The following is a 25,443-nucleotide window of genomic DNA, read 5'->3' on the forward strand; positions in this document are numbered from 1 at the left end:
AACACGTACTTCGGCTGGAAGTGGATGTCCGCGATCACCGGGATCTGCGACTTCTTGGCGATGGTCGCCAGAACGTCGGCGTCGTCCTGCGTCGGACAGGCCACCCGCACGATCTGACAGCCGGACGCGGTCAGCTCCGCGATCTGCTGCAGCGTCGCGCCGACGTCCGACGTACGCGTCGTCGTCATCGACTGCACCGAGACGGGATGGTCACCCCCCACCCCCACCGATCCCACCTGCACCGGGCGAGACGGCCGCCGCTCGGTCGTCGGCTCTGGCAGGGGCTTCGGCATTCCGAGGTCAACGTTCGGCACGAACGACTCTCTTCTCCCGTGTGAAGGGGGCGGGCCGGCCGTCACCGGGGATTTCGACGGGGCTCTGGGCGAACTGCGTGATGTCGTCGGCCAGGTCCTGGGCGGTCAGGCCGAGGTCGGCCAGGATCTCGGCTCGGCCGGCGTGCTCCAGGAACTCCTGCGGGATGCCGAAGGTTCGTACCGGTGTGGTGACGCCGGCATCGCGCAAGGTCCTGGCCACCGCGTCGCCGACGGCGCCCACACGCCCGTTGTCCTCGACGACCACGACCCGGTGGTGCCCGCGGGCCGCGTCGACGAGTGCGGGGTCCAGGGGTTTGACCCAGCGAGGGTCGACGACGGTGACGCCGACGCCCTGGGCCGCGATCAGGCGCCCGCCGTCCACGCAGACACCGGCCATGGCCCCGACGCCGACGAGGAGGACGTCCGCCGGTTCGCCGCCGACGCGGGACAGCCCTGCGACGCGCATGAGCACGTCCATGTCCCCGAGCTTGCCGACGGCGTCGATGTCGTCGCCCACGGCCCCCTTGGGGAAACGGATCCCTGTGGGGCCGTCGCTCACGTCCAGGGCTTCGCGGAGCAGCTCACGCAGCCGCGCTCCGTCCCGGGGCGCCGCGATCCGCAGACCCGGTACCAGCTGCAGGATCGACAGATCCCACATGCCGTTGTGGCTCGGCCCGTCGCTGCCCGTGATGCCTGCGCGGTCGAGGACGAAGGTGACGGGCAGCCGGTGCAGCGCGACGTCCATCAGGACCTGGTCGAACGCTCGGTTGAGGAAGGTGGCGTACACCGCCATCACGGGGTGCAGACCACCCATCGCCAGACCCGCAGCGGACGTGGCGGCGTGCTGTTCCGCGATACCGACGTCGAACGACCGGTCCGGACAGACCTCGGCGAAGCCGGTGAGCCCGGTCGGGTGCAGCATGGCGGCGGTCACCGCCACGACGTCGGACCGCTCGGCTCCGATCTTCACCATTTCCGAGCCGAACACATCGCTCCAGGAGGTGGACGGGGCCGCCCTGGGTTCACCCGTCTCCGGATCGAAGGCACCGGGCCCGTGGAAGTGATCCTCGACGTCGTTTTCGGCCGGCGGGTATCCACGGCCCTTCTTGGTGACGCAGTGCACGATCACCGGACGCCCGTACGCTCGGGCCGCGCGGAGGGCGTCCTCAAGACCGTGCACGTCGTGCCCGTCGACCGGCCCGACGTACTTGAGGCCGAGGTCCTCGAACATCGCCTGCGGGGCGAGGGCGTCCTTGAGCCCCTTCTTCAGCGCGTGCAGCGCTTCGTAGACGGCCGCGCCGGCCACGGGGGCCTGCGGCATGACCCTCTTGACGAAGTTCACCGCGTTCTCGTAACCGGGATCCAGCCGGAGCGACGCGAGGTGACTGGCGAAGCCGCCGATCGTGGGCGAGTAGGACCGGCCGTTGTCGTTGACGACGATCACCACCGGACGTTCCTCGCAGGCCGCGATGTTGTTCAGCGCTTCCCACGCCATGCCGCCCGTCAGTGCGCCGTCTCCGACGATGGCGACCACGCACCCGTCGAGGCCGCGCAGCTGACGGGCCTTCGCAAGCCCGTCGGCGTAGGAGAGCGCGGTCGAGGCATGGGAGTCCTCGATGAAATCGTGCTCGGATTCGGCCCTGCTCGGGTATCCGGACAGGCCACCACGCTGGCGCAGCCGGTCGAATCCCGCGCGGCGCCCGGTCAGCAGCTTGTGGACGTAGGCCTGGTGGCCGGTGTCGAAGAGAAGCCGGTCTTTCGGGGACTTGAATACTCGATGAAGTGCGATGGTCAGCTCGACGACTCCGAGGTTCGGCCCGATATGCCCTCCCGTCCTGGACACTGCGGTCACCAGGAAGTCGCGAATTTCAGCTGCAAGGTCCGGCAACTGCGAGGGGGCCAGCGCCCGCAGGTCTTCCGGACCGTGAATCTTCTCGAGTATTCCCATGTCGGTGTGGCTCTTCCGTTAGGACTTGCCGAGCTGCGGCAACCACCATCGGCCAAAGGACTTGCCTGGGACTTGCCTGGGACTGATGAGCGGATTGGCGTCGGCTTGGCGACAAGCCGACGCCAACTCGCGGAAGAGTCGGCGCCAAGTCCCTGGCTGCCACGCACTCGGACTGTCGGCCGTGTTTCGCGGTCGCGAATCCGCCGTGTTTCGCGACCGCGAAGCAGCCCCCGACCTGCAAGGCCGGTCGGGCCGCGGGGATCACCGAACGTCACGATCCGCAAGTCCCTTGACGAGTGCTATCGCTCTCAGTGATCCTCTCCGTAGAGGTCCACCAGCATCCACACACGGGGGGCGTGGCTACACGCCAAGGGGGGGATGGTGACAAGGCTCCTGCTATGCCGAGCCGCACCGTGCCGAAGTGCACGAAACGCACGAAACAGAAGTGCAAGAGAAAGCCCGGGCTCAACTGACGGCGAGCGATTCTTGTGCATGACGTGCCGCGACCGCCTGGAGAATGACCTCCTGACTTTACCGTCGCTGCACTCCGACTGCAATAGAGGTGCAGGTCCGGAGGCAGTGCGCGTGATACGCAAGGTCCCCAGGAAAAGCGCCGCCACCGACGTGATGAATCCTGTCGCTGCCGATATGCGGTCTGCCATTCGTACGGTCTTGGCATCCTGGGCAGGACTCGTCGCCGAAGAACGCCGATTGGAGGCTCCGGCCCGAGATGTCCCGGCGCTCGCTCGATTCCTGGGCCGGCATCTCGAGTGGCTGACCCGCCACCCTGCTGCAGGCGATATGGCGGACGAGATCAGAGACCTCGCACGAACCGCACAGAGCATCGCTTATCCGAACAGCATGCGCCGAGTCCATATCGGCGCATGCCCCTGCCGAGACTGCGACGGTGACCTGGTAGCCCTCATACGGCACCATGGCGATCTGGCCCCCTCCAACATAGTTTGCACCACCTCCCCCGACCACTCGTGGCCGGTCACCTGGTGGACCAGACTCGCCCGTCAGATCCGAAGCCAAGGAGGCGGCATATGAATCGGGAACCCGTACTGGCCGGTCTGACAGCAGAAGACATCGCCGGCTTACTGCGGGTCTCCAAAGGCTCCGTGTACCGCTATGCCCATCTGTACCGATGGCGCCGTTACACCCACACCGGCCGCGCCTACTACCATCCCGGCGACGTCGCTGCCACCCTCGACCATCTGACTCAGAACAAGGACCACCCCGCGCCGGCGTAACGATCTGCGCTACCGGCCCGGGCGGGCCGCCGGACGGCTCCGGCGGCCCGCCTTGCTGTCACGCCCTCCAGTCGGCCGGAGGGGCCCTCGCTCACGCCATCTCCCTGGTCAACTGGTGTTCTGTGGCTGGATCTTGACGGTCGGGTGGCGAAGAACCTATATATAAGCTTGTCGCCCACGAGTCCGCCTCTCTTCAGTCAACTGACGTGCTGCCGGGGCGACTTCACACCAACGGCCTGGTCCACTGCCTGCGGGCCGCTGCCTCGCGCTCCTTCAGCAGCGTCAGCGGCTCCCGTTCCACCCGCGTCTCCCGGATGCCGTCGAGTCCACGACGGTGATCACGCGCGAGCCATCCGATGTTCGACACCTACCTGTCGCTCGGTCGGAACGCGGGACGGCAGGATCGGCGGTCCGCCACAACACCCTCTGCTTCGAGCGCTGTTCCACATAGACGACACGGAGGCGAATCACATGAGCGGCCTGATACTTCCGCCCCGTCAGGGGCGAAAGCTGGTCACAAGGGCGCAGGAAGTGACCTTCAAGGTCACTGGCGCGGACGGCTCCTCCATATCGTGCTTCGAGGTGGTTGTACCGCCGGGCTTCGATGTCGGGGCCCATACGCACACCCGCTCGCAGGAGCTCTTCTACGTCCTGGAAGGGGAGTTGGAGCTACTGGCGTTCGAGCCCGCCGAACGTACGGCAGAGAGCTGGCACGACTGGGAGTCCTCCGCGGGGGACCGAGCAGTCCGCGCAGGTGCGGGTGCCTGCATGTTCGTTCCCCCCGGAACTCCGCATGCGTTCAGGAACGCCACCGACAGACCGGCCCGCATGTTGTTCCAGAGCTACCCCTCGCCCGACCACGAGCACTACTTCGAGGAAATCGTGGAGATCTTCTCCGCCGGCCCGTCGGTGGATTCCGACGCCGTGCAGAGGATGCGCGAGCGCTATGACGTCAACCAGATCACACCGCTTCGCTACGAACCACCCGCTCCTCTGAACTCCCAGCCGGCGACGGACCGCGAAGCGTAGCGAGAGGTGACCACGATGGACAGGATTCCCCTGGTTCACGCGAGCCTGGGAGACAAGGAACTCGCTGCCGTCGCGGAGGTGTTCTCCTCGGGCTGGCCGGCCGGTCAGGGACCGAAGGGGAGGGCGCTGGAGACCCAGCTGGCCGAGCGTTTCGGGGTTGCCGACGCCGTTGCGCTGAGCAACTGCGGTGCCGCGCTCCACCTGGCCATGCTCGCGCTCGGCGTCAAGCCCGGCGACGAGGTGATCGTCGCCGACTACACCTTCCCGGCTCCCGCCCACGCGGTGCGATACGTCGACGCGGTTCCGGTCTTCGCCGACGTACGCGCCGATACCGGCACCGTGGACCCACAGGCGGTGGCGGACCTGGTCGGTCCGCGAACAGTGGGCATCATCGCGGTGGACACGGTCGGCATGCCCGCCGACTACGCGGAGCTGACGTCGATCGCGGATCGCCACGGGCTGTTTGTCGTCGAGGACGCCGCTTGTGCGGTCGGCGCGACCTACCAGGGGCGCGACGCGGGTGCGCTCGCGCCGGTGGCCTGTCTGTCCTTCCACGGACGCAAGGGAGCCAGCAGTGGCGAGGGCGGGGCTCTGCTCACCTCCGATCCCGCGCTCGCGGCCGACGCGAGGCTGCGGTCGTCCTTCGGTATCGGGAGCATCTTCGACCAGGCGCAGGTCGTCGGCCTGCCGATACCGGCGTTCACCGACATCGGCTACAACTACAAGCTGTCCGACATCGCCGCCGCGATCCTGCAGGTACAGCTGGACCGGGTCGACGAGCTGCTGGACCGCCGGAACGCCGTCGCAGCGCGCTACGCGGAACTGCTCGCGGACGAAGAACTCGTCACGGTGCCGCACGTGCCGCAGGACCGGACCCATGCCTGGCAGTCCTACATGGTGACCTTGGACCCGGGCGTGGACCGTGCGGGGGTCGCCGCCGACCTGCGTGCTCAGGGCATCGGCTGCGGGCACGGCACATGGGCGACTCACCTGCAGCCCGTGTACCGGTCGAAGCAGAAGTGCCCGGTCTCGGCGGATCTCTTCCAACGCAACCTGGCCATCCCCATGCACGCCGAGCTCACCACGAGCCAGGTCGAACGGGTCGTGGAAGTCCTGCGGACCGCACTCCGGACCCACGCGCGTCCCCACACAAGCTAGTTGTCCCGGCACGATCCGGCCGGGCACGGCGGTCCGCAGACTCCGGCGCCGGCGGACGCACGGGACGGGCAGTCCCTACGGCACCTCCCACCGGGACGCCGACGGCGCGGCGGCCCTCAAGGCCTGCCGCGCCGCCTGACCTCACCGCTGCTACCGGGCGAAGATCAATGTGCTCGGCGACGGTGTGGGCTGGAACGAGATCTCTTCGAAGCCGGCCTTGATGAGCCAGGTGTGGTAGTCGTCCCGACGCCAGGTGCTTCCGTGCCTGCTCTTGAGCAGCATCTCCGCGGCGAAGGTCAGCGCGAAGGGCGGGCCGCCACGGTCGTCGTCGACGACGTAGTCGGAGATGACCAATGTCCCGCCGGGCTTCAGAGCGCTCCGCGCCCTGGCGAAGATCGCCACATTGTCCTCCGGCCCTTCCTGGTGGGCGATGTTGGAGTACATCACGATGTCGTGAGCGCAGTCGCCGAAGTCGGTGGTGTGGAAGTCGCCGTCGATGTAGCTGACGCGATCGGCCACCCCTCGCTGGGCGAGCAGCCGGCGGGCGATCGCGTTGATCGGCGCCCAGTCGAGCTGGGTCGAGCGGGCGTCGGGGTTGAGCCCGAGCCAGATGGCGGAGCAGATGCCCGATCCGCCTCCTATGTCGAGGATGGAGATCTCTCCGGCCTCCGCCAGCCGCAGCGTGTCGGCGGCGATCTCCGCCACGGGAACCGACTGTGCGGCGATGGCCTGGACCAACCCCTCCCAGTGCGGGTTGTCGGCCACCTCCACCACCGCGTTCGTCAGCGGCCCCCCGGCACGGACGACATCGGGCAGCCCCGCCAGGGCGGCCATGTGGCCCATCTTGAGTTTGGCGAAGCCGCTCAGCGAGGTGGGCCGGCCTTCCACCAGGAAGGCGGATGCTTCGGCGGTGTTGCGGTACTGGCCGCCGTGCAGCTCGACCAGGCCGAAACTGACCAGCCCGTCAAGGAGAACTTGCGCGCCTCGCTCCGAGATCCCGGCGCGGGCGGCCAGTTGGTCGGCGGAGGTCGCGCCGTCCTCGAGGTGGGTGAACAACGAGTGGCTCGCCGCTGTGCCCACAATGCCGGTGGCCCAGTAACCGGTGATGAGCTGAAGGATCCGATCCGACGTCGGTTGGCCGCTGTTCATTCTGTCCCTCCCGAATACAGGTACGGCGCCGATACAGTGGCCGCGTTCGTTTCTCTGCCAGATGGCTCGTCCGCGATCCATCTGCCCAGCGCCATCTCGGCGGTGATGCCGGGACCAAAACCGGCGATCACGCCGGTAGCGCCCGACGGCAGTGTCGTGTCCTCTTCGAAATGCCTGCGCAGGGCCTCGAGTACGACCGCGCTGGCGATGTTTCCGTATTCGGCCAGGGTCGCCCAGCTGTGGCGGAACACATTGCGATCGACATCGAGGAACTTGGCGAGGTCGTCCAGAATCCGCGGACCGCCGGCGTGAATGACGTAGAAGTCGAGGTTGCCGATGTCCCAGCCGTGGCCTGTGGCGAGCTCACGCAACACCGGGGCGAGTGGTTCCATCGTCCCCGGCACCCGGCGATCGAGCCGGAAGTGGAAGCCGGTGTCGCGCACGGCGTAGGAAATCCAGTCCTCGGTGTTCGGAATGAGGTATGAGGCGTTGCGCTCCAGTGAGATGCCGGTGCCGCCGCTGCCCCGCACTACGGCAGCCGCGACCGCGTCACCGAACAGTCCGTCGGACAACAGCGAACCGATGCCGTCGTCTTCGGGTTGGTAGCACAGCGAGCACAGCTCGCATGAGACGATCAAGACATTGCTCTCAGGGTGCGCCATGCAGAAGTCGTGGGCGCGGTTGATCGCCGCTCCACCCGCCGCGCAGCCCAACTGCGCGATCGGCAGCTGTCGCGTGTCGTATCGAAACCCCATACTGTTGATCAGCCACGCAGTGGGCGAGGGCATCAGAAACCCGGTGCACGACACATAGATAATTGCGTCGATGTCTTCTGCCACCAGGCGCGCGTTCGCCAGAGCCTGTTCTATGACGTCCGGGCACCGTTTCTTTGATTCCAGCTCATAGATGCGGTTGCGCTCCTCGAAGCCGGGATGCCTCAGCGTCTCCTCGATGGGCTGCACAATATGCCGCTTCTGCACTCCCGTGTTCTGTATCAATCGAAGTGCCAGCGGAAGCTGCGGCTTCCCCGCATGTACCCTCTCGGCGAATTCCAGAGTTTCTTCCAGCGTAATGATGTATTCCGGCACGCTCACCGACGGCTTGCATAGAGTTGGCATGCCCGGCATCTGCCTCTCTGATGTAGAGGATGTTCTTTTCCCCTCACAGCGTGTACTCCCCTTAATGTCGCGCATCTCGCTTGCTATGGGCTTGGTGTCGACTTGGCTCGATCTCCTGAATAAAGGAGTGGAATGCAGAGGATTGAGAGATGACGAACGAGGAAACCAACTGCGACACGATGGTCGCCGACCCCGGGATCGGCGGACGGCCCGGGACGCCGTTTATTCCTCGGCAACCGCCGGGAGGCGGTACGGGGACTGCGCGGCGCATCGCTGAACTGGAGCGCGAAGTGCGGGAGCTCCGGCGGGCAAATCAGACACTGACGATGTACTTCGCAAAGGCTCTCGAACTCGACCCCACCACTCCACCCCCGGATGACGGTTTCGAATGCGCTGCCCAAGGGGCCGAGGCACAGCCTTCGGAGACCCCGGACACATCACCGGCCGGGGTGGAGTTCCGGGTGCTGGGTCCGGTGGAGGCGACCGTCGCCGGCCGGCTGGTGGATCTGGGAGCGCCGAAGCAGCGCGCAGCGCTCGCGCTGCTGGTCAGCCAGGTGGGTCAGCCGGTGTCGGTCGATGTGATGCTGGAGGAGTTGTGGGACGGGCAGCCGCCGCCGTCGGCGATAACCTCGCTGCATGCGTATGTAGCCAATTTGCGGCGGGTGTTGGAACCGGATCGGCCACCGCGGAAGCCTGCGACGGTGTTGCGCACTCACGGCCGGGGCTATCTGCTGGACGGCCGCGTCGCCGAGGTCGATGTCCATCGCTTCGGTGAGCTCGCGACGGCCGGGTGGCAGGCACTGGATCAGAGTGATCCGCAGCGGGCACTGAGCGAGTTCGAGGCGGGGCTGGCGTTGTGGCGTGGGCAGGCCTACGCGGAGGTGGCCGATGCCACGCATGTGGCGCCGGAGGTGGTACGCCTGAAGGAGTTGCGGCTGTCGGTGGTCGAGGGGCGTTGCGCGACACTGATAGCCGTGGGTGCGCATGAGGTGGCAGTGTCCGAACTGGCAGCCTTCATGCAGGCCCATCCGCTGCGCGAATACGGCTGTGAGCTGCTGAGTCTGGCGTTGTACCGGGCCGGACGGCAGGCCGACGCACTGGCGGTGCTGCGGACCCATCGGAAGCGGATGGCGGAGGAGCTGGGCATCGACCCCAGTCCGGCGCTTCAACACCTTGAGAGTGCGATCCTGCACCAGGCCCCGGCGCTGGGCTGATACTCAGGCCGAACTCGTAGACACCATGAGAACACGCAGCGGCGGACGCGACCCCCGATGATCGGGCTTCTCGAAGCCTTCGATCAAGAACAGGGGTCGCGTCCGCGCGTCATCCTCACCGGGCCTTACGACCGGCGCCGGAAGGCTCGTGTCGGAAGGTTGTCACACGCCCCTGAGGGCGGGCTCGGGGTCGGTTTCGTCCGTCAGCGGCTGGGGGTCGTCGTGACGCCTGAACAGGTTGCTGGGCCACCACATCCATCGACCCACGTCCAGGGTCAGCGCGGTGACCAGCACCGAGCGGACGATCAGGGTGTCCAGCAGCACGCCGAACGCCACCGTGAACCCGAGCTCGGCCGTCATCACCAGCGGCAGCGAGCCCATCGCCGCGAACGTACCGGCCAGCACCAGACCCGCCGAGGTGATGACGCTCCCGGTGGTGGACAGGCCCACCAGCGCGCCGCGCCGGGTGCCGTGCAGCAGTGCCTCTTCACGGACCCGGGTGACCAGGAAGATGTTGTAGTCGATGCCCAGGGCGACCAGGAACACGAACGTCAGGAGCGGGAAGGACGCATCCGACCCGGCAAAGCCGAACACGTGGTTGAACATCAGACTGCTCACGCCGAGGGCCGCTCCGAACGACACCACCACCGTCGCCATGAGCAGCAGCGGTGCGACGATCGCCCGCAGCAGCAGCGCGAGGATGAGGAGCACCACGACCAGCACGATGGGGATGATCACCTTGTCGTCGTGGGAGGCCGCGTTCTGCACGTCGAGCACGATCGCCGTGTTGCCGCCGACCTGGGCATCCGCGCCCTTGATCTGGTGCACCGCGGTTCTGGCCTGCTCGACGGTGCGTGTCGCGGCCTTGCTGCTGGGATCGTCCTTGAGCTCCCCGAGCATGAGGACCTCACCGGCCTTGATCACCGGCGGCGAGACGGCGGTGACTCCGGGGACGCCGGACAGCGCGCTCTTCACCTGCTCCGCCGAGGCGGCCTTGGCCACGACGTAGACGGGGTCGCCCGACCCGGCCGGGAAGTGCTTGGACTGGATCTCCTCGCCGACGGCCATCTGCGGCTTGTTGGTGAACTGGTCCTTGTTGGAGAGCCCGTCGGCCTTGAGCCCGAACGCTCCCATTGCCATGGCGCCGAGGACGAGCGTGGTGCCGATCCACACGATCCGCGGCCGGCCGGAGACGGCGGTGCCGACCCGGGTCCAGATGCCCTCCTTGGCCGCCGCGGCCGATCCGTACGACGGCTTCGCCGGCCAGAAGATCCAGCGTCCGCAGATGACCAGCAGGGCCGGCATCAGGGTGATCATGGCGAGCAGCCCGACGAGGATGCCGACGGCGCAGGCCGGCCCGAGCCCCTTGGTGGAGTTGAGGGTGGCCAGCATCAGCAGCATCAGGCTGACCGCGACGGTCGCGGCGCTGGCGATGATCGCGGGGCTGGAGCGGTGCAGGGCCTCCGCCATCGCCTCGTGCCGGTCCTCGTGCCGCGCCAACTCCTCTCGGTACCGCGAGATGAGCAGGAGCGCGTAGTCGGTGGCGGCGCCGAACACCAGCACGGTCAGGACGAAGCTGGTCTGCTTGTTGACGGTGAGTCCGGCGTTCTTCGCCAGCAGGTAGATCACCGCTTCCGACGTCACCAGGGCGACGCCGACGGTCAGCAGTGGCACCAGTGGCAGCAACGGGCTGCGGTAGGTGAGCAGCAGGATCGCGACCACCACCAAGGCAGTGATCGCGGTCAGGCCGCCGCCTCCGCTGAAGGCCTTGATCGAGTCGGATGCGTAACCGCCCGGTCCGGTGACGTGGAACCCGAGACCGCCTGACTTCTCTTTGCCGACCTTGGTCATCGCGTCGACGACCTTGCGGATCCCTTCCCAGCCCGACTGGTCCTTGTGAATCTGGACCACGGTCTGGATGGCCTTGCCGTCCTGGGACTTCACCGGACCCTGTGGCTGCCCCACGACGTTCTTGAGGCCCTTGAAGGCTTCGGCGTCGGCCTGGGCCTTGGTCATGTCGGCAGGCGTGATGCCCTCGGGCCGGTCATAGATCACAATCGCCGGCAGGGTGTCGGAATGCTGGAACTTCTCGAGTCGGTCGACGACCTTGGTCGACTCCGCGTTACCGGGCAGCCAGGCCGAATTGTCGTTCTTCTCGACGTCGCCGAGCTTGCCGGCCAGCATGAGGGCCGGGAGCAGCACGGCTATCCAGAGGGCGAGGACGACCCATTTGGCCACCCTGCCACTGGGCAAGGACGCCAGTTTGCGCATCATGAGGATTCCTCAGTGTTCAGTGAGCGTGGGAGAGCTTGTCGGGATTGGCTACTGCGTAGATCCCGCACACCTGGTTGCCGTCCGGAGTGAGGTCGAGGACGACGACGGCGTAGGGGGTGTCGCCGGTGAACAGCAGTGCTGACGGTTCGCCGTTGACGCTGCGGTAGGCGACGTCGAGGCTCTTGCCGGAGCGGGGGCCGACGGCGGCGAGCAGGCGTGCGACCTTGTGCCGGCCGTGGATCGGCCGCAGACCCCCCGCTGCCAGAGCCTTCCCCCCGCCGTCACCCCACAAGGTCACCTCCGGCGCCAGGATCTCCATGAGGGCGTCCAGGTCACCGCCGAGCGCGGCGGCCAGGAACCGCTCGGTCACCTGCCGCCGGAGGTGCGGGTCGGGCTCGTAGCGGGGGCGTCGGGCGTGGACGTGCTCGCGGGCGCGGTGGGCGAGCTGACGAATCGCCGAGGGACTGCGGCCGAGGATTTCTGCGATCTCGGTGTGGGCGTAGCCGAACACCTCGTGCAGGACGAACACCCCGCGTTCCAGTGGGGTGAGAGTCTCCAGGATCACCAGCAGCGCCATCGACACCGAGTCGGCGCGCTCTGCCGCATCAGCGGCATCGTCGAGGACGAGAATGCCGGTGAGGGGGCTCACTAGCGGTTCGGGCAGCCATGACCCGATGTACGTTTCACGGCGGCGGCTGACGGTGGCCTGCTGAGCCAGGGCCCGGTTGACCGCGATCCGCACCAGGTAGGCGCGCGGGTTGTCGACCCGCTCCCCGCCCGGTGTCTGGTTCCTGGCCGCCCACGACAGCCAAGTCTCCTGCAGCACGTCCTCGGTGTCAGCGACGCTGCCGAGCATGTTGTACACGACGGAGAACAGCAACTCGCGATGGTCGCTGAACACCTGTGTCGCGCTGCTCGCCAGCGGATCTGGCGGGGCGTGGTACATCGGAACAGGGCCTCCCGTCGCGGATGCGTTCAGAACTGAGAGTGCCCCAGGCACCCGGAGTGTGACACCCACCCGCCATATGTGATCCACATCTCATCGACGGCCGGTGCGTCGCGCACCCGAAACCCCTTCTGCGCCCGCCGGTTGGGGTTACGCCACGCCCTGGAGTACAGGTGCCGCGTCCTCGACCCGGGAGTGAACGTGGCCGAACGCGAGGAGTACGGGAACGTCGGTCAGGATGGGGAAGTGGTACGTGAACGGGCGGGGGCCGACCATGTCGGGCGGGCCGCTGTACCCGCCGTCCGCGTTCTGGTTGGCGAGCAGCCAGGACAGGGCGCGCCCGATGGGCTGGGGGTCGGCCCCGTAGCACAGCGTGATCAACCCGTAGGCCGTGCTGATGTCGTCGCTGCGATCGCCGGGCTGCATCCCCCAGCCGCCGTCGTCGTTCTGTGTCTCGCGCACGGTGCGCTCGATCCGCTCGGCCATGCCGGCGATGCGGCGGTCGTGCGGGCTCGCGGTGCATGCGGCGAGGCGCGCACGGAACAGCGTGTGCAGGCGGCTACGGCTCCACCCCGGCTCGAATCCGCCGTCGGACAGCTGGTTTTCGGCGAGGAACGCCAAGGCGCGTTCCCGTTCGGGCGCGGTGGACGGATGCGGCCCGAGCGCACAGATGGCCGCGGCCGTCATGCACGGCTCGGAGGAGGCGCCGGCGACATAGGTGGGGAACCCGCCGTCGGCGCCCTGTACGGCCAGCAGCGCGTCCACCCCGCGCCGCACGGAGCCGCCGAAGGCGACCGGATCGGTTGCCTGCAGGAACTCCAGGGCGGACGAGGTGTCGTCGACGTCGTTCTGCGCCACCCCGGGGGAAATGGACCAGCCGCCGCTGAGCGTCGCGCCGCGGGAGAGGGAGAGCCCAGGGGCGCCACCCTGGTGGGCGGCGAGCACCCCGGCCATCCTCCGCAGCAGGCTGTACGGGGCACCGGCCGCGGCGAGACCCAATCCGGCGGTCGAGGTGCACCAGTTGTTTATCGCCGCCACGAACGGGAAGCCGCCATCGGCGCGCTGGTGCCGCAGCAGTGTCTCCAGGCCGCTGCGCACGGTCGCTTCCTGCCCGGGGACACCGGCGAGCCCGTGCAGCGTCAGGATGTGCATCAGCACATACCCCTCCCACACCGTCGTCGCCGGGTTCGTCGCCGTCAGCGTGCTCAGCGCGGCAGCGGTGGCCTCGTTGCTGACGTCCGCCGCGGCGGCGAGGATCAGCGTCACGGCGGCCTGCTGGACGGCGGCCCAGGAGTGGATGGGATCGCTGGGGACCACTCCGCCCGCCGCCGGCGCGACGCCGGGCGGCAACGGACACCCGAGCACCGACAACACCGCGTACACCATGTCGCGGCGGCGGGTGGAGATGAACCCCGGTGCGGCGCCGAGCACGCCGTCCGTCAGCTTGCCGACGAACGCGGCGTCACCAGCGGCTGCCCCGCCGGTGGCCCGGCCGACGGCGAGCGTGGCGAGGGCGCGGTCGAGCTGCTCCGAGGAGTTCTGGTGCGCCTGGAGGAAGGCGAGCAGGCGATCCCGGGCGGGCGAGGCCATACCGGTGCGCGTCATCAGCGACAGCGCGAGCGCCGACTCCAGCACTCGGCTCTCGCACTGCTCGCGTATCGCTCCGTCGGCATCGACCCTGCTGCTGACATACCCGAGCAGCCGGGATGTCGCCTGGCGCACGTGATCCCGGTCGACTTCCACGGGCCACGGCATCGGAGCCGAACGCGTCACATGCGGTGGTTTCATGCCATGCTCCTAAATACTTGGCCGGCGCTTTCCGCGACGTGGTGCCGACTTGGCGACAAGCCGGAACAACGCGCCGCGAAAAGCGCCGACTTCGAGGACGAGCGCGGATCAGCGAATGCTCTGCTTGAAACGGAAGAGGTTGTGCGGGTCGTACTTCTCCTTGACCTGCATCAGTCGCGGATAGTTCTCCGCGTAGTAGGAGAGCTCCCAGTCCGACAGGCGGGGGTCGATGAAGTTCTGGTACGTCTCGCCGTTCGAATAGGGGTCGATCGCGGCGAAGCCGGCGTCGACGAACCGGCCCGCGGCGTCCTTGGCCTCGTCGGAGGCCGGCGCGACGGCGTTCGAGGTGAGGAAGCTGACCGAGAAGAGGGTGTCGCGGTGCACGTACGCGGTGGCGGTGCGCGACACGGTGTTGACCTGCCCGCCCATGGCGGAGATCTGCATCTGGCGGGCCTGCCCGGCCAGCCGGTCCGAGTCGAGCACCGCGAGCGCCTGCGACCATCCGTCGCGCGGCATCGCCTCGCTGAACAGGCGGCTGCGCCACGCCCCGAACGCCGGCCTGGGGATCTGTCCCCCGGGGAACGTGTCGCTGCGGTGGCACTGGTCCGCCGTGAGATCGGCGCACCTGTAGAGGGACATCATGACCGACTTGTAGGGCGCGGTGAACGACTGCCGGTACGCCGGGGCGTGCCCGACCAGGGCGAGGAGCCGGTCGATCTCGGCGGCGAACCCTGGGCCGGTGTCCACGGAGCCCAGGAAGATGTTCGCGGTCGGGACCTTGCCGGGCGCGGCGTCCTGGAGCGTGACGTTGACGCCGCTGCCGATCGACCACGGCGCGTCGGCCAGCCACCGCACCCAGCCGTCCAGCATGTCCAGTGCCTGGTCGTAGGTCCAGGTGAGGCTGTTGGCGGCGATGTTGGTGAGGGGCGTCGGGGCGACCGTATAGGAGGTCACGATGCCGAAGTTGCCGCCACCGCCGCCGCGGAGGGCCCAGTAGAGGTCGCTGTGCTGCTCCGGTGAGGCGGTCACGGCCCTGCCGTTGGCGAGGACCACCTGCGCCGACGTCACCTTGTCCGAAGCCATGCCGATGCTCCGGGTGAACAGGCCCATGCCGCCGCCCTGCAGGAACCCGCCGGCCGCGACGGTCGGACAGTAGCCGCCGGATATCGTCAGCCCGGCCGGCGCGAGCGTGTTCGTGACGTCGACGAGTTGCGCCCCGGGGCCGATCGTCGCGGTGTCGCTGCCGAGGGTGACGGAGTTGAGCCCGGACACGTCGATGACGAGACCCGGTGTCGTGGAGTATCCGCCCGCGCTGTGGCCGCCGCTGCGCGCGGCGATGGGCAGGGCGTTGTCCTGGGCGAAGGCGAGGCACACCGCGACGTCGGCGGCAGAGGCGCAGTAGGCGACCGCGCGGGGGGCGGTGTCGTCGAACTGGACCTGGTAGAGCTGCTTGGCGGTCGCGTAGTCCGCGTCCGACGGCAGCACCAGCCGTCCCTGGAGGTGGCGGCGCAACTGGCTCCAGCAGACGCCGGACGAGGCCTGGGCACGTGCGGAGCCGGGCAGCACCGTCGCGGCCAGCGCGGCCCCGCCCGCGCCGAAGAGGAGGGATCTCCGATTGATCATGCGCTGTTTCTTTCTTCGAGGGGATGTTGCGGGCCAGGTGAATGTGTGCGAACGGCGCTCGGTCGAGGACGCTTGAAGCAGTCCTCCCGATTACGCGGCACCCTGGTCCAAGATGCGGGAGATGGCGCTTCCCAGAGCGTCTGCCGGGTTTTCGTCGCCGCTCGGGCTGCGCCATGCCACGTGGTTGTCGGGCCGGACCAGGAGGGCGCCCTCGTCGGTCATCTGCCGGACGGCCTCCCAACTGCCGTCGACGTCGGCGTACTCCGCGCCGTGCCCGATGCGGGCCGTGACGATCGGGATCGAGAACTTCTCCGCCACCTGCGCTGCCGCCTCGCTCCACGGCGTTCCGTTCGGGCCGGTGATCAGCACGAAACCGGTCTTGGCGCCGGTCAGGTCATGGGTGGACAGGCGCTGGCCGTCGCGCTCGATCCACGCGTGCGGCACCAGGTGCCCCGGGCGGGTCGTGGGCTGGTGGACATCACCCAGCGGCGCGCGGGCCGGCGGCCGACTGCCGTCCGGGACGACCGCGCCCTGCTCATAGGCGAAGCCGACCTCAACGTCGTGCGCCTGGCACTCGCCACGGTGGGTGGCGAAGATCTCCGCGGCCCGCGCCCGCTGGGCCGCGCCGACCGGAGTCGGGGCGAAGTATCCGCCGAACATCATCGTCCGGCGCTCCGGCGGGACGTGCTGGCCGAGGCCGACGGCGGCGTCGATGACGACCTGGTGGGCGGAGGCCGCGGACATCGCCCAACCGATGTTGAACTGGCCGATGGGCCGCCGCTCCGCTTCGTAGGTGTCGAGGAGGCTGTCGGGGGCGCGGCCGGTGAGCACCGCGGCCAGCTTCCACGCAAGGTTGTGCGCGTCCTGGATGCCGGTGTTCAGACCGAGCCCGACGGCGGGCGGCTGGCGGTGCGCGGCGTCACCGGCGAGCAGCACCCGTCCGTACCGGTAGCGCTCGGCGAGCACCGCCTCCACGGTCCAGCTCGTCACCTCGTGCAGGGTCAGCTCCAGGTCGGGCAGGCCGAGGACCTCGCGGATCCTGGCGACCACCGCCTGCTCGTCGGACCGGTCCACACCGGCCAGGGAGACGTGCAGGCCCCATTCCTCGCAGTGCTTGCCCCAGGTCGGCCCCATCTCGATGAGGGCGTTGGTGAGGTCCGCACGGTAGGGGTTGAGGAACCAGGTGATGATCGAGCCCTCGTTCCACCACTTCGACAGATCGGCGGAGAAATAGACCGTCGTGGCGTCGAACAGGGCAGGCAGGCCCTGCATCTGCACGCCGAGAGCGGCACCGACCGTGCGACCGCCGTCCGCCGCGACGACGTACTGCGCCTCGACCGTGGTGAGCTCCCCGGTCTCGACGTTGCGGACCTCGGCGATGACACGGTCACCGTTGTCGGACAGCGCGGTCAGCTCGTGGCCGAAGAGGATACGCCCGGGATTACGGTCCTCGGCGTGACGGCGCAGGATCGGCTCCAGCCGTACCTGCGGCAGTTTGACCGGCATGGCGGGCCCGGCCGCCTCGTACGTCTCGCGCAGCGCACCACCGCCGAACGCGTCCATCTCATGGATCAGCCGCGCGTCCAGGGGTCCCTCACCGGTCAGCGTGGTCTGCCAGCGCACCTTGCCGAACTTCTCCAGTGGCGCCCCCTGTTCGGCCACCTCCCCGTGCAGACCGTGCTGACGGAAGATCTCCATCGTGCGCTGATTGAGGTAATGCGCCTTCGGCAGCTTCGACGTGTCCGCACGCCGCTCCACCAACAGGTGGTCAACACCGTGATCGGACAGGAAAACAGAGGCGGACAAGCCGGTCCCGCCCCCGCCCACGATCAAAACCGGAACCTCGATAGTGCCCATTGTCCGTCCTTCCAGAGATAACTGCCCAGGCGATAGCCCCCCGTGGGCCGCCCGCGGGCCGAGAGCAGCTGAATGAGCCTCGCTATACCGGATCCTTGTTGACCCCGTCGGACAACTGCATGATGTCCAGTACTTCGGGTCGCCACCGGTAGTAGGACTGGAGTTTGTAGTATTCGCCGTCAGGCTGGGACGCGACGGCGTAGACAAACCTCGGATTTCCCTGGGAGTTCAGCACGTGCTTCACGTATCGCTCGACCTTCGGGTCCAGCGGAATGGGAAGTTCTGTCGGATCCGGGGTCGCCACGGCAAAGCAGATCCGTTCGAGCTTCGGGGAATCCCAGTTCAGGGTCACATATATCCCGAATGCCTTCTGGCCGAGCGTGAGCATCTGCTCGGTCGGCTCTGCCTGTTCGACCTCGCGGAGCATCGAACGTATGGACTCCGGTTCAAAGCACTCAGGGGGCTGCTCGCCGAAGTACACATTCACCGTTCTGTGCCGGTAGTCGATCCCGAGCAGACCTGCCGTGTCGCCCAGGCCGTGCCGGTCGAAGAAATCGATGCTCTCGCCCAGGCCGCGCGGCATCGACGGAATGCCGGCAAGCTTCGAAATTCCCTGGAGGTCACCCCGGGGCAGGACCAGCCAGATCTTCTTGAAACCCCCGACGACCCCGAAGTCGATACCGTAACTGTCAATGGGGCAGTGTTCCCGGATGTCCGCGAGCAGAGCGCCGGCGGGATGGTCCGTCGCCTCGGTCAGGCCGTTCGACACGGCCAGCTCATACGGATCGACGTCCAGCGGAACCGTGAACCGGCAGTCGAGGTCTCCCTCGTGCCGCTTACCGGTCCCCATCCTGAACGCGATCGCGGCGTCCGCGAGACCGTCCCCGTACACGTTCAGGATGCGCAGGACCTTGTCCCGCGAGCACGGCACATCCAGCAGCCGAGCGGATTCCTCGATAACCGAATAGAGAGCCTGCACCGCGTCTTCCCGGTCAGCTCCGGCTACCTCACTCGTGACGTTTCCCTTATCTTGGAGCTCCATGCGCCCAAGGCTCGGCCACGGAACTTGGCCGCGACTTGCCGCCGACTTGGCGAGACCAGGCCGTGCTCCACGGCGGCGCTGACCTGCCGCCTCACCTCATCAGGCCGGTGCTCGAACGCCGTGTTCGGTCGGCCATGGCTCATGCCTGTCGTTGGATCTGTTCGTGGAGGCGGCGGGACAGTTCGACCCGGCGCGTCTTCAGCGTGGCGGTGCGTGGCAGTTCGGCCAGCGGGATCTGGATCGGGTCGGCCAGCTGCGGATACTCGGCGACGGCCGCGCGCCAGCGGTCCAGGTCGAGCGGCTGGTCCTTGTGGGTGCAGACGATCGGGATCGCGGCGGACTTCGGGCCGGGCACCACGACGAGCTCGATCACTTCTTCCAGCCTGTCCAGCACGGCATCCTCGATCTCGAGGTTGCTGCCCACCCCGGGGATCGTGTCGAATTCCCGGTCGAGCATGTGCAGACAGCCGAACTTCGTGCGGTAACCGACGTCCCCGGTTCGCCACCACCCGTCGTGGACGTTGGCGTCGTAGCGCTCCTGCTCGCCGTAATAGGTCTTCGCTATGCCGTCCCAACGGGCTTCGATGGAGCCGGGGTTCTCCGCCGACGGCCGCTCGCCGTTCTGGCTCACCAGCCTCACTCGCGCGCTGCCCGGCAGGGGGTAGCCCACGCAGCGCCCGTCCATGCGGTGCATGGAACTGCGGAAGTAGGGGCGGCCGACCGCCGGGCCGACCTCGCTCTGCCCGTAGATCTGGAAGAACTGCGGCGCTTGACGCTCGGAGGCGTCGAGCAGCCGGCGGACCGTTCTGGGGTGGATCGCGTCGAACGTGCTGCTGAAGACCTTCACCGACGCGAACGGCTGCCGCGGATCGTCGGCCAGGCCCTCCCACGCCAGGAACGAGTTGGGAAGCGCCTCGATGAGTCCTGGCCGGTACTTGGCGAAGAAGTCGGCGACGTCGTCGGGATCACCATGGTTCACCAGCAGCACCGGCATCGCCTTGGCCAGGCACAGGGCCATCGCAGCGAACATCCGCGAATGACCGAAGGCGATATGGATGGCGACGGTCTCCCGCTTCCTCATCATCGCCAGCAGGAACAACTGCGGCCGAAGCCGGGCGCGCATCGTCCGCGGCGTGTGCACCACCAGCTTGGGCAGCCCGGTGGTGCCGGAGGTGTGCGTGATCATCGCCGGCTCGTCCAGTCCCTGGAACACCGCGTGCACCGAGGGCGATCCGGCGAGCTCGGCGAGCGAGGTCACCCCCGGCCCGGAGTCGCCCACACTGATCACGCCTTTGGTGAGCTCCGCGAGCGGCACGTCGGCCAACGCGTCGAGCTTGGGCCCATCGCTGAGCAGGTGTGGCTGGTCAAGTCGCTTGAGCAGGGCTGCGATGGTCGTGCTGTCCAGCGAGTGGGACAGCATCACCGGGACCGCACCGGCACGCGCCACCGCGGTGGCCAGCAGCCAGACGTCGAAGTTGGCGTCCTTGTGGATCACGACGCGTTCCCCGGGTCTCACCCCGGCCGCCGCGATCCGGCCCGCCAGGTCCACCACATGACGGGCGAGCTCGGCCACCGTCAGGCGCCGTCCCGCCTCCGGGAGAACATCAAGATCGTGATCAAGGGTGAGCAGCGTCGAGCTGTCCTTGACCGCCGCTCTTTCCGGCAAGACTCCGAGATAAAGACCACGCTTGTGTATCGACTGCCTCATGAGACCTCCATCCAGACCCACGTCGCTCCCGGTGTTCGATGGATGACGGCGCACTTCTCAGGGATCGTGCGGCTTCGGCGTCCTTGGACGGCCCGTCTCTGTGCCGGTGCTGCGTGCACCCAGCATCGGCAGAGGACTTGGCTGTGGCTGTTCAACGGATTGGCGCCGGCTTGGCGGCCCCCGCCGGGCGTCCCTTCCCCCACAAGCAGGACGCCCGGCAAGGCAGTTCGTGGTCAGCGCTGCCGGTCAGTTGCAGGCGCGTCACGCCAGCGGATCTACCGCTGCAAACCCCACCGCGAGGGCGCGTCCCGCAAATTGATCACGACTCAATACGCGCCCTGGAAGCAGGGTCGGCCTGGGGCGACGTGTTCTCGCGGCGCCTGGTGCGCCGGACTTCGGCCAGCAACAGGCCGGCCGCGACCAGGAGGATCAGCAAGGGCGAGGGCCCGTCGACCACGAAGCCGACGACGACCCACGCCACCATGGCCCACGGGATGAACACCGGCGGCGTCATACCGCGGCGGTCCAGCCACAGCACGGTCAGGCCGATCAGGAGAAGCGGCGGTCCGAAACTGAACACCGAATACCACCACGCGACGGTGGCGTCACTCATCTCGGGGTAGTCCCCCAAGTTCCATCCCCCGTCAAACCATGTTCCTGCATGGTCCGGGGCTGCTTCGACGAGACTGCCCAGCGTGTGCCCCATGCCGGCGAGGGTGATGATCCAACCTGCCCACTTAACCATCTGCTTTCTCCGTTCTCACTTCGAAGTCGGCCGGGCGCCGTGGCCCTCTCTGGTTATACAGTCATGTACAAGTCGAGGCTAGACCGGTTATACAGCCATGTACAACCAACGGAAAGGCGAGGTGGATCACACGATGGGCAGGCTGCGCACACCGCGCGGGGTGTGGGTCGAAGAGGGACTGCGCGCGCTGGCCACGGGCGGCGTGGACGCGGTGCGCGTCGAGGCCCTGGCCAAGGCGCTGGGCGTCACCAGGGGCGGGTTTTACGGCTACTTCGCCAACCGTGACGCGCTGCTGACGGAGATGCTCGACGCCTGGGAGCGAGAGAGTGTCGACGACGTCCTCGACCGGATCGAGCACGAGAGCGGCGACGTTCTGGACAAGGTCCGGCTGGCCGGGCAACTCACCTTCTCCAGCGACCGCCTGCTGCCCATAGACCTGGCCATCCGCGACTGGGCCCGCCGCGACGAGGCGGTCGCCGACCGCCTGCGCCGCGTGGACAACCGGCGCATGCAGTTGCTACGCGACGCACTCAGCACTCTCTGCACAGACCCCGACGAGGTCGAGGCCCGCAGCCTGCTCGCCTTCTGCATGGCCATCGGCAGCCACTTCCTCGCCGCCGACCACCCCGGCCGCACCCGCGCCCAGGTTCGCGCCCGCGCCAGCGAGTTCATCTTCAACCGCTCGCCCGACAAGGCCGACCCCACAGACCCGCCAGCGAGCTAGGCGTTCTGTCCAGGGAGGTTGTGGACGGTCGGCCAGGCGCCGAACTCCTGCGGCATCTCCCGCCACTGCGCGCCGGCCCTGAACCGCCAGAGCACCCCCTCGAACTGCTGCCGCAGCCGCTCGGGATGCGGGCCGTATCTGCCGATCGGCAGATACGGCCCCGCTGCCGGTGCAGAGGACATCCTCGCGCGCACGGCAGACATCTGGGGCAAGTGATACTTGAGCGGCTCGGGCTTGCCGATCCCCGTGAAGGGGTCACGCTTGACGTCCTCAATGAGCTTGTTGATCCGAGCGAGCGCCTTGCGGTCGTTCTTGAGCCAGGACGTGTAGTCCTCCCAGCCCTGATCCTCGAAGACAAGTCTCACTCGGCACCCGCAGCAGGCTCCGCCGTATCCGGATCGATCAGCTCGCGCTCCGGCACGTTGGTCGCCTACGGGTGTCCCGCGGACTCTTTGCGGACCGCTCCCAGCCGCGCCTGCTCCTCCTCGACGATCTGGCGGGCCATCGCCGTGTCCGAAACGTCGACCGCGTCCGGCGTCGACTCGGCGACCACGCTGCGGCGCGCGTACGCGTCGAACAGGCGGGTCTTGTTCTTCAGCATCTCCACCATCCGCTCGTCCACCCCGCGGGTGGTGAGCAGCCGGTGCACCCGGACCGAACGCACCTGCCCCATGCGATGGGCCCGCGCCACCGCCTGGTGCTCGATGGTCGGTTTGATCTGGGGCTCACAGATGATCACGACGGACGCGGCCTGCATGTTGAGCCCCACCCCCGCCGCCTCGATCTGCGCCACCAGCACCGCATGACCCGGCACGGCGGCAAACTCGTCCACCAACTGCTGACGGCGCGCGGGCGGCACGCTTCCCGAGATCGGACCGAACACGTGAGCGCCACCATTGCTCCCCGCGCCATCCAGCGTGTCCTTCACCGTTCCAAGGACATCCCTGAAGCTGGAGAACACCACCACCTTCAGCCCGTTCTCCGCGGCGTCCTCGACGATCTCGCGCAGCCGGTTCAGCTTGGCCGACTTCTCGGGGTGCGCGTACGCCGCTCTGCGCATCGCCATGAAGTTGCCGGCGCGCACGGCCTCGCGGTAGGCATCTTCGTCCGACGCACTCAGTTCCTCCCACTCGTCCGTCTGCTGGAGCGCGGGCAGTTCGGTCAGAACATCCTGCTGGTTGCGGCGTAGATAGACCGGGGCGACGGCCTTCCGGAATGCCTTGGAACCGGCCACTCCGTCACGGTCACCGACAACCCCTGCCAGGTGCGGCTGGAGAATCTGCACAAGGCTGCGAAACTCGGCGACTCGGTTCTCCATGGGCGTGCCGGTCATGAAGAGAACGCGTTCGCAGTGCTCGGACCATTCCGTCACGGCTTGGGAGCGCCGCGTCTTCGAATTCTTCACGTAGTGCGCCTCGTCCACGACCAGCATCCCCAGCTCGCCGCCTCCGGGGGCCGGGAAACCACGCAAGGCGTCGAAGGTAGTCACCCCTACGCCGCCCCGGCCCTTCCAGTCGGCGAACGCTTCCTGCCTGTCGGGGCCGTGAAGAGGCATCACGCGCAGCTTGCTGCGGGCCTCGATCTCGCGTGTCCAGTTGATCAGGACGCTGGCCGGGCAGACGACCATGAAGTGACTCTGCCCCTCGGCAGCGAGATGAGCCAGAGCAGCGATGGCCTGGATGGTCTTGCCGAGCCCCATCTCGTCGCCAAGAATCACCTTGCGTTGCGCCAGGGCGAAGCGCGCCCCGAAGGCTTGATAGCCGCGCAGCGACACCCGCCGCTGAGTGTCATCAAGCATCTGGTCGCGGACCCGCTCGGCAACTTCGTCGGGCAGGAACCCCTCGGCAGCGGCAGTATCCGGGCTGCGGCCGGAAATCTCCGCGAGCAGGCTGTAGTACTCGGCGGAACGCAGCTCGAAGTCGACCCAGGCGGCAACCTCGGTCGAGGCACCGCGCAGCAGATCCACCGAGGCCTGTGCAAGCAGCTCCGGCACACCGCCCTGCGCTGCTTCCTCGGCCAGCCTGCGGACCTCTGCAACGGCCTCCAGCGCCCGAGCTCGTTTGGCCTGCCCCACCAGCAGCATCCGCAGCCGCCTGGCGGCCGGCTTGGCCTCGGCCAGCAGCGGACCGAGCCGCTCCGAGAGAGCCACGGCCGTGTCGACGGCTCGCCGCGCATCGGGGCCCGCTTCCACCAGCACATGCAGGGCCGTGACGAGAGAGGTGGTTCGCGGCTCTGGCCGATCCACGTCGATGTGGACGGCGATGGTCTCCCGAACGGCATCAGATATCTGACGTGCCGCCGCGATGACCTGATCGGCGGTCCGCTGCCCCACGCCAGGAATCTGTCGCAAACGGTAGGAACCGGCATCGAGTACCTGCCGGACCGATCGCAAGCCACTCTTCTCGACTTCCCCGAGCCTCAGCCGCCCCTCGGTGACCTCCTTCAACCGGGCCACCGGGATGGCGTCCAGCGCCTGTTCCGCCGCCGTGTCGCAGATCGGCTTCAGCGCCGCCCGAACCGCCTCGACAGCCCGCCCGTGGTCGCCGGCCACCGCCTGCGCCGCCTCGTACAGCCGCTCTCCCGCGGCAACCGCCTCCCGCTCACTGCGCCCCATCCCGCCCCGGCCCCTTTCGCCATGTCCCCGCATACTGCCACCGCTGCCCCCGGCACCGGCCGGGGTCCGCAGGCGTTGTGTACACATGGCACGCTCTTACGACCGTCGGTAGGAACGGCACCATGAGTGGTAACAGGAAGTATTCGATCAGCCTGCCCGAAGATCTCGCCGAGACTGTGCGCGCCCACGTCGGCCCCGGCGGGTTTTCCGCCTACGTCGCCGAAGCCCTCGAACAGCGGGTCGCCATGGACAAGCTCCAGGAGATCGTCACCGACTTCGAGACCGACAACGAAGGACTCACCCGCGAAGAAATTGAGGCGGCCCGCGCACTGCTGCGCCACGACCACCGGCAGGCCGGCGGGGCCGCCGCCTGATGCCCGGCACCCTGCTGCTCGAGAGCGAAAGTCTCTCGAAGCTCTACCGCAAGGACCGCACCGTCGTGGCTCTGGTCCAGGCAGCCTCCGAAGAGGGCATCCGCATGGTCACCAGCGCCATGACCACCCTTGAGGCGGACTACGAGCGAATTCACCCGGCGCGCATCAAATGGGTCCTTTCCCGCATCGATGTTCGCGACGTCACCAAGGCGGTCACCGACGAGGCCGCGGCCCTTCTGCGGACCCATCACCTCCACGGACACAAGTACGCCATCGATGCAGCCTTCGCCGTCATCGCCCTCAACGCACCCCAGCCCGTCACTGTCCTCACTTCCGACCCCGAGAACCTGACGCTCCTATGCGGCCCTTCCGTAGAGGTCGTCAAGATCTGAAGGGCCGACCGCAGCCGCGCCAAAACAGGTTGCCCGTCAGCCGCAGCACCTCACGGACAAGGCCGTGGCCGGATCCTCAACGCAGAAAACCCCCGCATCCGAAGATGCGGGGGTTTTCTCAAAATTTGTTCGGCGGCGTCCTACTCTCCCACAGGGTCCCCCCTGCAGTACCA

Annotated in this window: 22 protein-coding genes and 1 pseudogene; 7 read left to right on the forward strand and 16 right to left on the reverse strand. The window is 67.8% G+C overall.

Translation table 11 applies throughout. The annotated features are described in order from the left end of the window. The coding region (locus tag ACWD35_RS41085) for a flavodoxin-dependent (E)-4-hydroxy-3-methylbut-2-enyl-diphosphate synthase (protein WP_451356464.1) at window positions 1-293 on the reverse strand (293 nt) is incomplete at its 3' end. A 7-nt stretch (window positions 294-300) separates the two neighbouring features. After that, a complete protein-coding gene (gene dxs, locus ACWD35_RS41090; RefSeq protein ID WP_451356465.1) occupies window positions 301-2,262 on the reverse strand; it encodes a 1-deoxy-D-xylulose-5-phosphate synthase in 1,962 nt (653 codons plus the stop codon). A gap of 1,046 nt (window positions 2,263-3,308) precedes the next feature. Here dxs and ACWD35_RS41095 point away from each other — a divergent pair. Further along, window positions 3,309-3,515 carry a hypothetical protein gene (locus ACWD35_RS41095; protein ID WP_451356466.1) on the forward strand — a complete coding sequence of 69 codons (207 nt, stop codon included), beginning with the start codon at window positions 3,309-3,311 and terminating at the stop codon, window positions 3,513-3,515. A 223-nt stretch (window positions 3,516-3,738) separates the two neighbouring features. Here the strand turns inward: ACWD35_RS41095 and ACWD35_RS41100 are convergent, their stop codons facing one another. Continuing rightward, on the reverse strand, window positions 3,739-3,882 hold the full coding sequence (locus ACWD35_RS41100; RefSeq protein ID WP_451356467.1) for a hypothetical protein: 144 nt from the start codon (window positions 3,880-3,882) through the stop codon (window positions 3,739-3,741). Between the two features lie 104 nt (window positions 3,883-3,986). On the opposite strand from ACWD35_RS41100, the gene ACWD35_RS41105 reads away from it, so the two are divergent. Then, window positions 3,987-4,544, forward strand: a complete 558-nt coding sequence (locus ACWD35_RS41105; RefSeq protein ID WP_451356468.1) for a cupin domain-containing protein — start codon at window positions 3,987-3,989, stop codon at window positions 4,542-4,544. A gap of 15 nt (window positions 4,545-4,559) precedes the next feature. After that, window positions 4,560-5,702, forward strand: a complete 1,143-nt coding sequence (locus tag ACWD35_RS41110) for a DegT/DnrJ/EryC1/StrS family aminotransferase (protein ID WP_451356469.1) — start codon at window positions 4,560-4,562, stop codon at window positions 5,700-5,702. 150 nt (window positions 5,703-5,852) lie between these two features. On the opposite strand, the gene ACWD35_RS41115 is transcribed toward ACWD35_RS41110, so the two are convergent. Next, a complete protein-coding gene (locus ACWD35_RS41115; protein ID WP_451356470.1) occupies window positions 5,853-6,851 on the reverse strand; it encodes a methyltransferase in 999 nt (332 codons plus the stop codon). Continuing rightward, window positions 6,848-7,969: a type III polyketide synthase gene (locus tag ACWD35_RS41120; RefSeq protein WP_451356483.1), complete on the reverse strand. Its 1,122-nt coding sequence runs from the start codon at window positions 7,967-7,969 to the stop codon at window positions 6,848-6,850. Before ACWD35_RS41120 ends, ACWD35_RS41115 begins: the two co-directional genes overlap by 4 nt. 149 nt (window positions 7,970-8,118) lie before the next feature. Here ACWD35_RS41120 and ACWD35_RS41125 point away from each other — a divergent pair, with 149 nt between their 5' ends. After that, the gene (locus ACWD35_RS41125; protein WP_451356471.1) at window positions 8,119-9,183 is read left to right on the forward strand and encodes an AfsR/SARP family transcriptional regulator; all 1,065 of its coding nucleotides are present in this window, start codon (window positions 8,119-8,121) and stop codon (window positions 9,181-9,183) included. A gap of 162 nt (window positions 9,184-9,345) precedes the next feature. Here ACWD35_RS41125 and ACWD35_RS41130 read toward each other — a convergent pair whose 3' ends face one another. The 8 genes from ACWD35_RS41130 to ACWD35_RS41165 form a co-directional block, all read right to left on the reverse strand. Further along, window positions 9,346-11,457 (reverse strand): MMPL family transporter, encoded by a 2,112-nt coding sequence (locus ACWD35_RS41130; RefSeq protein WP_451356472.1) that lies wholly within the window; start codon window positions 11,455-11,457, stop codon window positions 9,346-9,348. Window positions 11,458-11,473: 16 nt separating this feature from the next. After that, window positions 11,474-12,403, reverse strand: coding sequence for an RNA polymerase sigma factor SigJ (gene sigJ, locus ACWD35_RS41135; protein ID WP_451356473.1), 930 nt, complete (start codon window positions 12,401-12,403; stop codon window positions 11,474-11,476). A gap of 150 nt (window positions 12,404-12,553) precedes the next feature. After that, a complete protein-coding gene (locus ACWD35_RS41140; RefSeq protein ID WP_451356474.1) occupies window positions 12,554-14,191 on the reverse strand; it encodes a prenyltransferase/squalene oxidase repeat-containing protein in 1,638 nt (545 codons plus the stop codon). Between the two features lie 108 nt (window positions 14,192-14,299). Continuing rightward, complete coding sequence (locus ACWD35_RS41145) at window positions 14,300-15,814, reverse strand: FAD-binding oxidoreductase (protein ID WP_451356475.1); 1,515 nt, start codon at window positions 15,812-15,814, stop codon at window positions 14,300-14,302. A 90-nt stretch (window positions 15,815-15,904) separates the two neighbouring features. Then, on the reverse strand, window positions 15,905-17,620 hold the full coding sequence (locus ACWD35_RS41150; RefSeq protein WP_451356476.1) for an FAD-dependent monooxygenase: 1,716 nt from the start codon (window positions 17,618-17,620) through the stop codon (window positions 15,905-15,907). Window positions 17,621-17,753: 133 nt separating this feature from the next. Then, window positions 17,754-18,713, reverse strand: coding sequence for an aromatic prenyltransferase (locus tag ACWD35_RS41155; RefSeq protein ID WP_451356477.1), 960 nt, complete (start codon window positions 18,711-18,713; stop codon window positions 17,754-17,756). Window positions 18,714-18,852: 139 nt separating this feature from the next. Then, entirely contained in the window at window positions 18,853-20,421 is a 1,569-nt protein-coding gene (locus ACWD35_RS41160) for a class I adenylate-forming enzyme family protein (protein ID WP_451356478.1), read from the reverse strand. A gap of 319 nt (window positions 20,422-20,740) precedes the next feature. Then, window positions 20,741-21,166: a DUF6463 family protein gene (locus tag ACWD35_RS41165; protein WP_451356479.1), complete on the reverse strand. Its 426-nt coding sequence runs from the start codon at window positions 21,164-21,166 to the stop codon at window positions 20,741-20,743. A 133-nt stretch (window positions 21,167-21,299) separates the two neighbouring features. Here ACWD35_RS41165 and ACWD35_RS41170 point away from each other — a divergent pair, with 133 nt between their 5' ends. After that, window positions 21,300-21,890 carry a TetR/AcrR family transcriptional regulator gene (locus ACWD35_RS41170; RefSeq protein ID WP_451356484.1) on the forward strand — a complete coding sequence of 197 codons (591 nt, stop codon included), beginning with the start codon at window positions 21,300-21,302 and terminating at the stop codon, window positions 21,888-21,890. Here the strand turns inward: ACWD35_RS41170 and ACWD35_RS41175 are convergent. The 3 genes and pseudogenes from ACWD35_RS41175 to ACWD35_RS41185 form a co-directional block, all read right to left on the reverse strand. Continuing rightward, window positions 21,887-22,093 (reverse strand): transposase, encoded by a 207-nt coding sequence (locus ACWD35_RS41175; protein ID WP_451356485.1) that lies wholly within the window; start codon window positions 22,091-22,093, stop codon window positions 21,887-21,889. The genes ACWD35_RS41170 and ACWD35_RS41175 overlap by 4 nt on opposite strands. A gap of 3 nt (window positions 22,094-22,096) precedes the next feature. Continuing rightward, window positions 22,097-22,255 (reverse strand): annotated as a pseudogene (locus ACWD35_RS41180) (Txe/YoeB family addiction module toxin); the annotation flags it as partial. A gap of 65 nt (window positions 22,256-22,320) precedes the next feature. Further along, window positions 22,321-24,504, reverse strand: a complete 2,184-nt coding sequence (locus ACWD35_RS41185; protein ID WP_451356480.1) for a DEAD/DEAH box helicase — start codon at window positions 24,502-24,504, stop codon at window positions 22,321-22,323. A 122-nt stretch (window positions 24,505-24,626) separates the two neighbouring features. Between ACWD35_RS41185 and ACWD35_RS41190 the strand changes: the two genes are divergently transcribed. Together ACWD35_RS41190 and ACWD35_RS41195 are read left to right on the forward strand one after the other, a co-directional pair. Beyond that, on the forward strand, window positions 24,627-24,878 hold the full coding sequence (locus tag ACWD35_RS41190; protein WP_451356481.1) for a hypothetical protein: 252 nt from the start codon (window positions 24,627-24,629) through the stop codon (window positions 24,876-24,878). Further along, a complete protein-coding gene (locus ACWD35_RS41195; protein WP_451356482.1) occupies window positions 24,878-25,270 on the forward strand; it encodes a DNA-binding protein in 393 nt (130 codons plus the stop codon). Before ACWD35_RS41190 ends, ACWD35_RS41195 begins: the two co-directional genes overlap by 1 nt. Window positions 25,271-25,443: the final 173 nt, after the last annotated feature.

The sequence above is a fragment of the Streptomyces sp. NPDC002671 genome (genome assembly GCF_053592475.1).

Excerpts from the sequence above, each read along its gene's own strand:
- sigJ (WP_451356473.1), bottom strand. The coding sequence starts at position 12,403 with ATGTACCACGCCCCGCCAGATCCGCTGGCGAGCAGCGCGACACAGGTG.
- ACWD35_RS41125 (WP_451356471.1), top strand. The coding sequence starts at position 8,119 with ATGACGAACGAGGAAACCAACTGCGACACGATGGTCGCCGACCCCGGG.
- ACWD35_RS41120 (WP_451356483.1), bottom strand. The coding sequence starts at position 7,969 with ATGCCAACTCTATGCAAGCCGTCGGTGAGCGTGCCGGAATACATCATT.
- ACWD35_RS41140 (WP_451356474.1), bottom strand. The coding sequence starts at position 14,191 with ATGAAACCACCGCATGTGACGCGTTCGGCTCCGATGCCGTGGCCCGTG.
- ACWD35_RS41105 (WP_451356468.1), top strand. The coding sequence starts at position 3,987 with ATGAGCGGCCTGATACTTCCGCCCCGTCAGGGGCGAAAGCTGGTCACA.
- ACWD35_RS41170 (WP_451356484.1), top strand. The coding sequence starts at position 21,300 with ATGGGCAGGCTGCGCACACCGCGCGGGGTGTGGGTCGAAGAGGGACTG.
- ACWD35_RS41160 (WP_451356478.1), bottom strand. The coding sequence starts at position 20,421 with ATGAGGCAGTCGATACACAAGCGTGGTCTTTATCTCGGAGTCTTGCCG.
- ACWD35_RS41115 (WP_451356470.1), bottom strand. The coding sequence starts at position 6,851 with ATGAACAGCGGCCAACCGACGTCGGATCGGATCCTTCAGCTCATCACC.
- ACWD35_RS41130 (WP_451356472.1), bottom strand. The coding sequence starts at position 11,457 with ATGATGCGCAAACTGGCGTCCTTGCCCAGTGGCAGGGTGGCCAAATGG.
- ACWD35_RS41110 (WP_451356469.1), top strand. The coding sequence starts at position 4,560 with ATGGACAGGATTCCCCTGGTTCACGCGAGCCTGGGAGACAAGGAACTC.
- ACWD35_RS41165 (WP_451356479.1), bottom strand. The coding sequence starts at position 21,166 with ATGGTTAAGTGGGCAGGTTGGATCATCACCCTCGCCGGCATGGGGCAC.
- ACWD35_RS41155 (WP_451356477.1), bottom strand. The coding sequence starts at position 18,713 with ATGGAGCTCCAAGATAAGGGAAACGTCACGAGTGAGGTAGCCGGAGCT.
- ACWD35_RS41175 (WP_451356485.1), bottom strand. The coding sequence starts at position 22,093 with ATGTCTGCCGTGCGCGCGAGGATGTCCTCTGCACCGGCAGCGGGGCCG.
- ACWD35_RS41190 (WP_451356481.1), top strand. The coding sequence starts at position 24,627 with ATGAGTGGTAACAGGAAGTATTCGATCAGCCTGCCCGAAGATCTCGCC.
- ACWD35_RS41095 (WP_451356466.1), top strand. The coding sequence starts at position 3,309 with ATGAATCGGGAACCCGTACTGGCCGGTCTGACAGCAGAAGACATCGCC.
- dxs (WP_451356465.1), bottom strand. The coding sequence starts at position 2,262 with ATGGGAATACTCGAGAAGATTCACGGTCCGGAAGACCTGCGGGCGCTG.
- ACWD35_RS41195 (WP_451356482.1), top strand. The coding sequence starts at position 24,878 with ATGCCCGGCACCCTGCTGCTCGAGAGCGAAAGTCTCTCGAAGCTCTAC.
- ACWD35_RS41145 (WP_451356475.1), bottom strand. The coding sequence starts at position 15,814 with ATGATCAATCGGAGATCCCTCCTCTTCGGCGCGGGCGGGGCCGCGCTG.
- ACWD35_RS41185 (WP_451356480.1), bottom strand. The coding sequence starts at position 24,504 with ATGGGGCGCAGTGAGCGGGAGGCGGTTGCCGCGGGAGAGCGGCTGTAC.